Raw genomic sequence first — 11,597 nt, forward strand, 5'->3', positions numbered from 1 at the left:
GGTGTGGATGCCTGACAGCCTATGCCGTTCCCTGCGCGTCGTCCGCGCGGATCTCCCCGGAGGCCGCCAAGGCGCGCCGGGTGAGGACCGGCCCCACCAGCTCGTGGGCGGTAATCATGGCGACGATGAGCACCTCCACCTGGGGGCCAAAGGTCGGAAATGTCCTGGACACCAGGGCCGCCAGGCCAAACGTCACGCCCGCCTGGGAGATGAGTCCCATCCACAGGTAGCGCTTGAGCCGCGGGTCGTCCGCTGGGGCGAAGCGACGGCAGGAGAGCCAGATGGCCACGCCGCGCAGCGCGACCAGCAACATCGCCGCCGGCCCCACCGTCAGCAGGGAGTCCAGCTTCAGCCCCGCGCCCGCCGCGGCGAAGAAGAGCGCGAACACGGGCAGCCCCGCCTGCTGGATGGCGTTGTGGATGCGCTCGCCCGCGTGCTCGTCCAGGTTCGCGATGAGTGCCCCGGCCGCCAGCGACACCAGCAGCGGCGACAGGTGCAGGCGCGTGCCCCCTTCCGCCGCGGCGAAGCACAAGCCCACCAGGAACAGCGGCAGCTCCTGCTTCACGCCGCGCATGTAGATGAGCATGCCTACGGCCAGCACCAGCCCCACCACCACCGAGCCGAACAGCTCCCACCCCACCCCGCCCAGCAGCTCCGTCACGTCCAGCCCGCCGCCGAAGCTCGCCTTCGTCAGGCCCGCGGCCAGCGCGAAGGCCACCATCACCAGCAAGTCGCCGATGATGACCAGCGCCATCAGGAACTCCGTGAAGGCGCCGCGCGCGCTCGTCTCCTGGACGATGGCGATGGTGACGGTGGGAGAGAACGACACCACCACCGTGGACAGCAGCGCGCTGACTGCCAGCGCCTGGGGCACCGTCATGTCCGCCAGGAAGGGCAGCAAGGGCTTGAGCGCGAAGGTGGCCCCGAAGCACACCAGGAAGGTGACGCCGCACACGGCCGCGCACAGCAAGGCCACGCGCGCGCCCACGCGTCGGATGAGCCCCAACCGGAGCTCCGTGCCGGCCACCAGCGCGATGAGGCTCACCGCCAGCCCCTTCACCAGCTCCAGCCCCTTCACGCCCGCGTTCGGGATGAAGCCCAGCGCATAGGGCCCCACCGCCACGCCCACCAGCAGGTAACCGGTGAGGCGAGGCAGGCCCAGGCCCTTGGCCACCTTTCCCGCGAACAGGCCGCACAACAGCAGCGCGCCCGCCGCCAGCATCACTGGTGTCCCCGAGTCCGCCCGGAGCACCTGAGCCCGGCTGATGATGGCCAGGAGCACCATCAACAGCAGCAGTCGGATGACCGCGCCCTTCATGCCGCCACCTTGTCGCTGTCAGCCGGGGTCTCGGACATGCTGCGGGGCGGGTCCACCACGTACTGGAAGGCCTGGCCCGCCAGCAGCTCGTTCACCACCGCGCCCATCACCACCACGTCCAGCACGCGCCGCGACAGCCCTCCCGGCACGAGCATCCCGTACTCCGCCACCAGGCACAGCGCCAGGCCGCCCTGGGCGATCAGCGCGTAGCCCAGCCGGGGTGGCAGCACGAGCGTCTGCTGCGCCAACCGCCGCGCGAACCGGCCCCCAGCATCTTCCCCAGGAAGCGCAGGCCCACGAAGGCGGGCATCAGCACCCAGGCCCAGTAGTCCCGCGCATGCACCGCGCAGCCCACCAGGAACACGAGCACCAGGAACACGGGCCGCTCCACCCGGCCCAGCGCGCGCGCCACGCGCTCCGAGGTGCGGCCTCCCACCACCGCCAGCGTCGCCCCACACGCCACGCCCGCCAGCAAGGGCGACACCCGCAGGTACGCCGCCGCGCCGCTCACCAGCACCACGCCGCCCAGCGTCACCGTGGTCAGCTCCGCCAGGTCCTTCAACGAATGCGTGAGGAAGGCCAGCAGCGCCCCACACATGACGCCCAGCAGCAAGGCCAGACACACCAGCCCCAGGCCTTCGCCCACGTTGCTGGCGGCGCCGATGATCAACGCCAGCGCCAGCACGCCCAGACCCACCGCGTCATCCAGCATGGTGAGCAGCGCCACGCCCAGGCCGCGCGCCCGGTCCAGGCGCCCCGCGCGCCACGCGAGCACGGCCGAGTGCCCCGAAGAAAGACTGGCCGCCGCCCCCAACATCGCCGCCGCGCCCACCGCGCCGAGCAGGCCCCGGGCGGACGTGAAGACGAGCGGCACCAGCAATGGCAGCGCGACGAAGAAGAAGGCCGTTCCGGAGTGCGCCAGCCCCGACAGGTAGACGGACCGCGGCAACAGGCGCAGCAGCCGAGGCTCCAGGTTCAGCCCCAGCAGCACGCCCGCAGTGCCCAACCCCAGCGCCATCACCGGGCGCATGGCCTCCAGGTGCCGCTCGGTGAGCACCCCCGCCACGGAAGGCCCCAGGAAGATGCCGAGCAGAACGAAGAGGAAGCCGCTGGCCGCCAGTCTCGCCAGCGCCGGAAAGCGCCCCGGGTCCAGCGCACGGCTGGAGGCGAGCAGCGACAGCGCCGCGATGGATAGGAAGACGAGCAGCGCTTGCACAGCCCGTGCTTATAACGACGGGACGCTTCCCGTCACGACCGGCGATGCGTGGGCGCGGAAATCACTGGCATGGCGACCAGCCGTCCCATGGGCGGCTCGTCCGCGTCCATTTCCAGTTGGACGCGTTGCACCAACCGTTCCATCTCCTCGGGGGGCAGGCCTGGCAACAAGCTCACCAGGATGACGCGATCGTCATCGGCGCCCAACGCCAGACTGCGGAGCCCCGCGAACACGGGGACCTCGGCGGATAACGCCGCCGCCGCGCTCCGAGCCCGCACCACCAACGGCTCCGGGATACCGAACTCCCGGAGCCGGCGGATGGCCCGCTCGGTTCCTTCCAACTGTTCAAGGAACGTGATGACCAGGTACACGCGGCCCTCTTAGTCGGTCCGCGAGTCTGGCGCCACGCTCGCGGTGCTACTCGTTTTGACCCGGCCCCGCCGGCTCTCCGGAAGAAGGGGGTGGATGGCGCCGCACCCTCCTGGGGCGGAGCACCTGCCGCGCCCTCCTGCGCCGCCATGGCGGCCCGCGCGGCCCGCTTGCCCTCTTCGATGAGCTTCTTCACCTTCTGCCCACCCTTGCGGCCAATCTCCTCGTAGAAGTTCGGCCCTCGGGTGGCCTTCACCCGGTCGCCACCCTTCTTGCCGATCTCCTCGTAGAACTTGGCGCCGCGCTCGGCCTTCACCGTCTCGCCGCCCTTGCGGCCGATCTCCTCGTAGAAGGAGCGACCGCGCTCGGCCTTCACCGTGGCGCCGCCCTTGCGGCCGATCGTCTCGTAGAACTCGCGTCCGCGCTCGTTCCGGACCGTCTCGCCACCCTTCCGACCCGCTTCGGCCACCGTCATGCTGCCCTTGTTGTCCTTGTCCGACATTTCCCTATCTCCTCTCGTGACTACCCCAGCCCTCGCCTTGGTGCCCCTTGCTTGAAACCTTGGGACGGAAGCGCCCCGATGCAAGCAAGCTCCGTACACCGCCAGCCGTTCACGCCTGATACGCCACACGAAAACACCTGTGATTTCGTGGGTTTCGCAACGCCTGCCGAGCTTTCGGACCGGGCGGCGGGCTGCCCGGCCGGATGCTTTCATGTTGGAAACACCCCACTGCACATTGCGGATTCCCGAAACCACCTTCACTTTCAGGCCCACGGCGCGGCGGAAGTGGGGCCGCGGGGGAGGTACGGCGTGGCGCAGTCGGTGAAGACCTGGCTCCGGGTGTTGGCCCCGATGCTCGTCTCAGTGGGGGGGCTTGTCGCACTCCGGCTGCTCGGACCGGACTTCGTCGACCAGCAGCGCCTCGCCAGTTGGTTGGAGCCCTTCGGGAAGTGGGCACCCATTGCATACATCGGCTTCCTTGCCATCCGGCCCGTGACACTGCTTCCGGGTCAGCTGCTGACGGCCGTGGGCGGGATGATGTTTGGCACGCTCGCAGCGACCCTCTATTCACTAACGGGCGGCTTGCTGTCGGGCCTGCTGCTTTTCGCGGCGGCGCGCAAGCTGGGCACCGGGCTGATGAAGCGCCTGGCTGGCAGCAAGTACCCCGCACTGGTGCGGGCGGCGAGGCGGCATGACTTCCTCTTCGCCTTCACCGCCTGCATCAATCCGCTGTGCCCCACCGACGTGATGCTGGCGGCGGCGGCGGCGAGCGGCGCGCGGCTGCTGCCCACGCTGGCCGGCGTCTTGATTGGCACCCTTCCAGGCACCTTCCTCACGGCGCAGCTCGGCAGTGGTCTGGCCCAGGGCCGCACGACGATGACGGCGGTCGCCGCCGCGGGCCTGGTGGTGTCGCTGGTGCTCGGCGGCTACATCGGGCGGCGCTTCTACAAGGAGCTCAACGAAGACGCGCTGAAGCCACGCGCGGAGCCGCCGCCCGCGCGACGCCCCATCGGTCATTCCGAAGCGACGGCCAAGCCCGCGGCGTTCTAGGCATGCATGGGGGGTTCCGGGAAGAGCTCCACGCGGCGCTGCACGCGCTCGCCTGGGCCCACGCCCGTGGGCAGCGAGACGGCCCGGGCCATCTCCTCACCATGTCGCAGCCGCATCCGGATCACCTCCGGCGCGAAGTCCAACATGTCCCCCATGGGCCGTGAGGGCTCGATGACGGTGATGCGACAGTACCGGTAGGGCACCCCATCGGGACGCCGCACGGTGAGCCCCGCGTCGTAGGCCTGACGGACGATGTCGTTGATGCGCACGAAGGCATCCACATCATTGAGAAGGATTTCGTTGAGGGTGATGTCGGCCAGGCTGCGCGTGGCCACCTCCAGGAGATTGGCCGGCGGCTTCGCCCGTTCGATCTGGGACGGTGAGCAGACGATGACGACGATTTCCGTCGGGCCGAACGCCAGCGCATCCCCCAAGGGCGTGGCGTTGCGCAGGCCCCCGTCGACCTGGGCCGACGCGCCGACGGGCTCCCAGAGGATGGGCAACGTCGCGCTCTGCCAGACGGCGTCCAGGAAGTCCCTCGAGTCGCTGGGCACCAGCTCGTAGTTGCCAGAGACCAGGGACACGCGCCCCACGTGGGCGGGCACCCGAAAGCGGTGTCCGGCGAGGTGCCGCTGGATCAGCTCCCGCATGGGCGTGTTGTCGTACAGCCCCAGCTTCCGGAACAGGCCCACGCGCAGGGCCACGAGCGGCCACGGCAGCTTCCGGTAGAGGTCCGCTTCGCGGATGTTCAACCAGATGTCATTCAGTGCCCGGTAGGAGTGCTGGGCCAGCAGCGCGGCGTTCAGGGCACCCACGGACACGCCGAAGATGCGCTCCCAGCGGAAGCCGTGGACCTCCCGGAGGACGCGCTCGGCGCCGACATGGAAGGCTCCCTTGGCCCCACCGCCGGACAGTACGAGCGTTGCGGGACGATCCTTCATGGCACGCCTCCTTTGAAATGGACCTGGCGCAGATGGATAGGTGCGTGCCAGCGCGGCGGGAATCACCCCGGGGCGTGGGCCCTTGTCCACCGTCCCTCGGGTCCCCGGGGCACCTCGGACGGCAACTTCCACGCACCACCGGCCGGAAGGCTCTCTAGGATGGACGGATTCACCCCTCCGGAGCCTCGATGATCCGCTTGCCTGGCTGTTGTGTGGTGGCGCTGCTGTTCGCGTTCCTGCCGTCCGCGGTGCTGGCCCAGCAGCCCACCGCCGACGCCGCCACCCATGACGCCCTGCGCGTCCTCAAGCAGGAGATGGAAGACGCTCTCAATACCCAGGACATCGACCGGCTGCTGAGCCACCTGCACCCGGATGTCTCCTTCACCACGATGAACAACGACGTGCGCGTGGGGAAGGAATCTATCCGCGCGTACTACGACGAGATGATGCGCGGGCCGAATCGCGTCGTGGACCGCATCCAGGCGAAGTTCGAGGTGGACGACCTGACCCGCCTGTACGGCGACACCGGTATCGCGCGCGGCTCGTCGCGGGACCACTACGTCCTCACGGACGGCACGGACATCGTCATCGACGGCCGGTGGACCTGCACCCTGGTTCGGGAGGGCGACCGCTGGCGGATCGCCGCGTTCCACTACTCCACCAACGTCTTCGACAATCCCCTCCTCACGCGGGTGAAGCACCTCGCGCTCGCGGGCGCGACGGTCATCGGACTTGGCGCACTCGTGGCGGGCGCAGCCATCGGCCGGAGGCTGCGGCACCGAAGCCCCGGGCCCGCCCCTCACGCACCCTGAAGCTGGCGGGCCGTCACCTCGGCCAGGAAGGGATGGCGCCGGGGAAGGCGCTTGCGCCAGAAGGACTCGATGGAGCGGTGGAACAGGCGCAACAACGCCAGCCCCGGACGGCCCTCCAGCGCCGCCAGTTGTCCGGTCGAATCATCCAACAACGCCCTGGCCCGGACGTGCTCCGCCGTCATCCACGCGCGGCCCGCCTCCGTTCCCAGCAGCGCGTCGATGTCCGTCGGATCCGCGCCGCCGCCACGGACGGCCGCCGCGACCTCTTCCGGCACGTTGTAGAGCCCCTGGGCGAGGTCCTCTCGCAGGTCCCGCATCACCGAGCACCAGCCGAAGGCCTCCACCAGCGCGGGCGCGTCCTCGGCCCGGACGCCCGCCCCGGCGACGTGCAGCATCAAATCCACCGACAAGCAGAACGTGTCGCGTTGCTGCGCGCGAAGCGCCTCCTCGCTCCACCACTGTCCGGCCTTCACCCGCTCCCGGTCCTTGCGCATCGTCCGCACCAGCGCGAAGACCTGGGCGCGGGCCGAGTCGCCTCCCAGCCGCTCGAGCAGCACGCGCCCCAGCGTGGCCGCCGTCCCCCGGTCCTCCCCTCGCCCGGACTCCAGCTCCAAGAGGAGCGCGTCCACCCAGGCGAGCGGCTCTCCGTCCACCGCGCGGTCCCCATCCAGCACGTCGTCCACCAGTTGGAGGAAACAGAAGCCCACCCGCGCCACCCGTGCCTCGCGCCACCACCGGCTCACCGCATAGCGGTAGAGCACCAGGGCAATCAGCCCGTAACGCAGGTGACGCCGCGCGAAGCGATAGGACTCCCGGGCGCACAAGGCTTCGACTCGCAGGGCATCGAGGAACGCCGTGCGGCGCGCCCGGGGAGCCACCCACGACCAGGTGCCCCAGGCCAGCAACACCCCCGCGACCACGTCCACCACGTGGTGCTCGTGGATGAGCAACGTCGACGCCGCGATGGCCAGCGCCCACAGGCCGAAGAGGATACGCCCCAGCACCCCCGCCCGCTCCGCGTAGGCCAGGGCCGCCGTGCACGCGAAGGCCACATGGAGGGACGGCAGGTAGTTCCGCTCCAGGTTCAGCGTGTCCGCCAGTTGGAAGACGCCCGCCCAGGTCCCCTCCACGGCGCGCGGCGAAGGCCAGCCGCACGAACAACCCCTCCTCGCTCTGATGAAGGCCCGCGAGCAACGCGCTGCGCGTGCGCCCCAGGTCGCTCTCCACGGACAGGAGCGTGCCGCCATGCAACGTGAGCGTGACACCGATGCGATCGCCGGACAGGAACTTCATCACCCGGTCGCTGAGCCCGCTGCCCGTGACGCGGGACGTGTACCGAACACGCAAGGTGAACGGGTCCGGCCGCTCCACCACCGGCGCGTCCCGCAGCTCGCGATGGTGCACCGTGCGCAGGTGCTCCAAGTCAAAGGCATTGGCCACCACGGGCAGCCAGTCACAACGGACGGCGAAGCGAGACGACGTGCCCCAGCGCAACGCCCCGCCGCCCACCTCCGGTGGAGGAAACAACACGACGGGGCCATTGAAGACCAGGATGGCGCCGTACCGCTCCACCACGGGGAATGCCCTCTGTGCCGTCTTCCCTCGGCAGGCGCCACTGCCGTCGAACTGCCAGTGGTGGAGCGGACACCGCAGCGAATCCCCAACCACGGTGCCACCGCCCAGGTGCGCGCCCATGTGGGGACAATGGGCGGCGAGCGCGTGGACCGCGCCGCTCCGTCCCCGGAAGAGCACCCGCTCCCGCGCGCCCGTGCTCCAGCGCATCACCTGCCCAGGCCGGAGCGCCTCGGAGGGGCACACGAGGTGCCACGCGCGCAGCCGGCCCAGCTCGGGGTGACACACAGGCTCCGGCCGCGAGGCAATCTTCACCACCATGTCGAGACCCTAACGGACCGTCCCGTCCTGTGGCCATCTGCACGCTGAGGGGAGTGCGCCCTCGCGAAGCCCCCAAGGCCGATGCCCTCGCTCGCTGGCGAACACCATCGGACCAGGAGCGTCCCCGGCGAGACATGCCACGCGAGGGCCCGTTCGTGGCCCCCTCCTCCTCCTCGCGCCGAGGACATCTTCCCCGGGAGACGTGCCTCATACGGGAGGTGAGTGTTGGGACTCTTCGACTGGCTCACCCGATGGCCCCTGCTGCGACAGGTGAAGGCCGGAGACACCACGGCGCTGGGCGAGACGGCGATGTCGGAGCGCAGCCGCACCCTGGAGCCGCGCACTGCCCGCGCCGACCGCATCGTGAAGTCCGTCTGTCCCTACTGCGCCGTGGGATGCGGCCAGGACGTCCATGTCAAGGACGGGCGCATCCTCGACATCGAAGGGGACGCGGACTCGCCGGTGTCGCGGGGGCGCCTCTGCCCCAAGGGCTCCGCCACCTTCCAGCTCGTCACCGGAACGCACCGGGTGAAGGACGTGCTCTACCGCCGGCCCGGCGGCACGGCCTGGGAGCGCATTCCGCTGGAGCAGGCCATGGACATGGTGGCCGACCGCGTGAAGCACACCCGCGACGCCACCTGGGAGCCCACCGACGTCCACGGCCACGACGTCCGGCGCACGCTGGGCATCGCCCACCTGGGCGGCGCCACGCTGGACAATGAAGAGAACTACCTCATCAAGAAGCTCTTCACCGCGTTGGGCATCGTCCAGGTCGAGAACCAGGCTCGAATATGACACGCCTCCACGGTGCCCGGTCTGGGCATCACGCTCGGGCGTGGCGGGGCCACGACCTTCCAGCAAGACCTGGCGAACGCTGACTGCATCCTCATCCAAGGCTCCAACATGGCCGAGTGCCATCCCGTGGGCTTCCAGTGGGTCATGGAGGCGAAGGAACGGGGTGCCACCGTCATCCATGTAGACCCGCGCTTCACGCGCACCAGCGCGATGGCGGACCTGCACGTCCCGCTGCGCGTCGGCTCGGACATCGCGTTCCTGGGGGGCCTCATCCGCTACGTGCTGGAGAACGAGCGCGACTTCCGGGAGTACGTCGTCCACTACACCAACGCCGCCAACATCCTGCGCGAGGACTATCTGGACGCGGAGGACCTGGATGGCCTCTTCAGCGGCTACGAGCGGGAGCGGAACCAATACGACACCGCCACCTGGCAGTACGAAGGTGTGACGGGCACCATTCCCGCGGCGGGCCACAAGGAGGTCTTCGCCGAGCCCGGCGCCGGCGCGCGCGGTGAGACCGGCAGTCTGCCGCCCTTCGAGGCCCCCAAGGACCTCACGCTCCAGCATCCCCGCTGCGTCTTCCAGGTCCTGCGGCGTCACTTCCAGCGGTACACGCCGGCCATCGTGTCCAAGGTGTGCGGCGTGTCCGAGGCGCAGTTCCTGAAGGTGGCGGAGACGCTGTGCGCCAACTCGGGCCGAGAGCGTACCAGCGCCTTCTGCTACGCGGTGGGCTGGACGCAGCACTCCGTGGGCGTGCAGTACATCCGCACGGCCACCATCCTCCAGTTACTGCTGGGCAACATCGGGCGGCCCGGTGGCGGCATCCTCGCGCTGCGGGGGCATGCCTCCATCCAGGGCTCCACGGACATCCCCACCCTGTTCAACCTGCTGCCCGGCTACATCCCCATGCCGTACAGCGAGCACTCCGGCGTGCTCGACGAGTACATCGCGGACCACCAGTCCGGAACCGGGTGGTGGCACCACTTCCCGAAGTACATCGTCTCCCTGCTCAAGGCCTGGTTCGGCGACGCGGCCACGGCGGAGAACCACTACCTCTTCAGCCACCTGCCGAGACTCACCGGCAACCATTCGCACATGCAGACCGTCGCGGACATGGCGGACGGCCGGGTGAAGGGCTACTTCGTCATGGGGGAGAACCCAGCGGTGGGCTCCATGAATGGAGCGCTCCAGCGCCAGGGGCTGCGGCAGCTCGCCTGGCTGGTGGTCCGCGACCTCTCGCTCATCGAGACCGCCGAGTTCTGGCGCACCGCTCCCGAAATCCAGCGCGGTGACGTGAAGACGGAGGACATCCACACGGAGGTCTTCTTCTTCCCCGCCGCCGCGCACACGGAGAAGGACGGCTCGTTCACCAACACGCAGCGGATGCTCCAGTGGCACCACAAGGCCGTGGAGCCACCGGGTGATGCGCGCAGCGAGCTCCACTTCATGTACCACCTGGGCCGCCGGCTGAAGGCGCGCTACGCCGGCTCGCGCGAGGAGAAGGACCGGCCGCTCCAGGACCTCACGTGGGGCTACCCCACCGAGGGCCGCGACGAGACCCCAGTTGCGGAGGCCGTGCTCCACGAAATCAACGGCTACCGCGTGGCGGACGGCGCCCCCGTGAGTGGCTTCACGGACCTGAAGGACGACGGCTCCACCGCGTGCGGCTGCTGGATCTACTCTGGCTGCAAGTCCGACGGCATCAACCAGACCGCGCGGCGCAAGCCGGGGCGTGAGCAGACCTGGGTGGCGCCGGACTGGGGCTGGGCGTGGCCGGCCAACCGCCGCATCCTCTACAACCGCGCCTCGGCGGACCCGGAGGGCCGGCCGTGGAGTGAGCGCAAGAAGTACGTGTGGTGGGACGCGGCGAAGGCGCGGTGGACGGGTGAGGACGTGCCGGACTTCCCCGTGGACCGGCCCCCGGACTACCGGCCGCTGTCACCGGATGCCCGGGGCATGGAGGCACATTCGGGGACGGATCCATTCCTGATGATGGCGGATGGCCGGGCCTGGCTCTTCGCGCCCAGTGGACTGGTGGATGGTCCCCTGCCCACGCACTACGAGCCCGTGGAGTCGCCCGTCCAGAACGCGCTCTACGGGCAGCAGTGCAACCCGGCGCGGCGGGAGTGGCGCCGGCGCGGCAACCCGTATCACCGCGCCTGGGACGACCCGCGCTATCCCTTCGTGCTCACCACCTACCGCCTCACGGAGCACCACACGGCGGGCGGCATGAGCCGCTGGCTGTCCTGGCTCAGCGAGCTGCAACCCGAGCAGTTCTGCGAAGTCTCACCCGAGCTGGCCCGCGAGCGCGGCCTGACGAATGGCGGTTGGGCCACGCTGCGCACGGCGCGGGGAGACCTGGAGTGCCGGGTGCTCGTCACCGCGCGAATCCCCACGTTGAAGCTCAACGGGACGTGGGTGCATCAGGTCGGCGTCCCCTACCACTGGGGCGTGACGGGCCGCCTGCGAGGCGACGGCGCCAACGAGCTCACCGCCATGCTGGCGGACCCCAACGTGGACATTCAGGAGTCCAAGGCGCTCACCTGCGACATCGTCGCGGGGCGACTGGCCACCCGCGCCCGCGCCGCCACTGGAGCCACGCAGCCCGCGCTCCCGCCGGGCTTGCCCGAGCTGCACCGCGACAGCCCGTTCCTGGGCGACGTCTCGCACGCCACGACGCAGGAGCCGGAGGAGTCATAGG

General features: G+C 69.8%; 7 protein-coding genes and 3 pseudogenes. 3 read left to right on the forward strand and 7 right to left on the reverse strand.

Annotated elements, in window-relative coordinates:
* Positions 1-19: 19 nt before the first annotated feature.
* The 4 genes and pseudogenes from QEG98_RS20265 to QEG98_RS20280 form a co-directional block, all read right to left on the reverse strand.
* Positions 20-1,318 (reverse strand): cation:proton antiporter, encoded by a 1,299-nt coding sequence (locus QEG98_RS20265; protein ID WP_141620956.1) that lies wholly within the window; start codon positions 1,316-1,318, stop codon positions 20-22.
* A pseudogene (locus tag QEG98_RS20270) lies at positions 1,315-2,534 on the reverse strand (sodium:proton exchanger). The gene QEG98_RS20265 and the pseudogene QEG98_RS20270 overlap by 4 nt, the downstream one beginning before the upstream one ends.
* 32 nt (positions 2,535-2,566) lie before the next feature.
* Positions 2,567-2,905 (reverse strand): hypothetical protein, encoded by a 339-nt coding sequence (locus QEG98_RS20275; RefSeq protein WP_090494459.1) that lies wholly within the window; start codon positions 2,903-2,905, stop codon positions 2,567-2,569.
* 46 nt (positions 2,906-2,951) lie between these two features.
* Positions 2,952-3,405 (reverse strand): annotated as a pseudogene (locus QEG98_RS20280) (general stress protein).
* A 285-nt stretch (positions 3,406-3,690) separates the two neighbouring features.
* Between QEG98_RS20280 and QEG98_RS20285 the strand changes: the two are divergent.
* Positions 3,691-4,455, forward strand: a complete 765-nt coding sequence (locus QEG98_RS20285) for a TVP38/TMEM64 family protein (protein ID WP_316567765.1) — start codon at positions 3,691-3,693, stop codon at positions 4,453-4,455.
* On the opposite strand, the gene QEG98_RS20290 is transcribed toward QEG98_RS20285, so the two are convergent.
* Positions 4,452-5,396 (reverse strand): patatin-like phospholipase family protein, encoded by a 945-nt coding sequence (locus QEG98_RS20290; protein WP_316567766.1) that lies wholly within the window; start codon positions 5,394-5,396, stop codon positions 4,452-4,454. The genes QEG98_RS20285 and QEG98_RS20290 overlap by 4 nt on opposite strands.
* Before the next feature lie 188 nt (positions 5,397-5,584).
* On the opposite strand from QEG98_RS20290, the gene QEG98_RS20295 reads away from it, so the two are divergent.
* Positions 5,585-6,208, forward strand: a complete 624-nt coding sequence (locus QEG98_RS20295) for a nuclear transport factor 2 family protein (RefSeq protein WP_316567767.1) — start codon at positions 5,585-5,587, stop codon at positions 6,206-6,208.
* Here QEG98_RS20295 and QEG98_RS20300 read toward each other — a convergent pair.
* Positions 6,196-7,338 carry a phosphatase PAP2 family protein gene (locus QEG98_RS20300; RefSeq protein WP_316567768.1) on the reverse strand — a complete coding sequence of 381 codons (1,143 nt, stop codon included), beginning with the start codon at positions 7,336-7,338 and terminating at the stop codon, positions 6,196-6,198. The two genes, QEG98_RS20295 and QEG98_RS20300, sit on opposite strands and share 13 nt — an antisense overlap.
* 505 nt (positions 7,339-7,843) lie before the next feature.
* Positions 7,844-8,101, reverse strand: a pseudogene (locus QEG98_RS20305) (Rieske 2Fe-2S domain-containing protein); the annotation flags it as partial.
* 225 nt (positions 8,102-8,326) lie between these two features.
* Between QEG98_RS20305 and fdh the strand changes: the two are divergent.
* On the forward strand, positions 8,327-11,596 hold the full coding sequence (gene fdh, locus QEG98_RS20310; protein ID WP_316567930.1) for a formate dehydrogenase: 3,270 nt from the start codon (positions 8,327-8,329) through the stop codon (positions 11,594-11,596).
* The last annotated feature ends 1 nt before the right edge of the window (position 11,597 follow it).

Origin of the sequence: Myxococcus sp. MxC21-1 (assembly GCF_032612255.1) — a bacterium.
GTDB classification, from domain to species: domain Bacteria; phylum Myxococcota; class Myxococcia; order Myxococcales; family Myxococcaceae; genus Myxococcus; species Myxococcus virescens.

Coding starts and splice junctions, on each gene's coding strand:
- QEG98_RS20265 (WP_141620956.1), bottom strand. CDS start 1,318: ATGAAGGGCGCGGTCATCCGACTGCTGCTGTTGATGGTGCTCCTGGCC.
- QEG98_RS20290 (WP_316567766.1), bottom strand. CDS start 5,396: ATGAAGGATCGTCCCGCAACGCTCGTACTGTCCGGCGGTGGGGCCAAG.
- QEG98_RS20295 (WP_316567767.1), top strand. CDS start 5,585: ATGATCCGCTTGCCTGGCTGTTGTGTGGTGGCGCTGCTGTTCGCGTTC.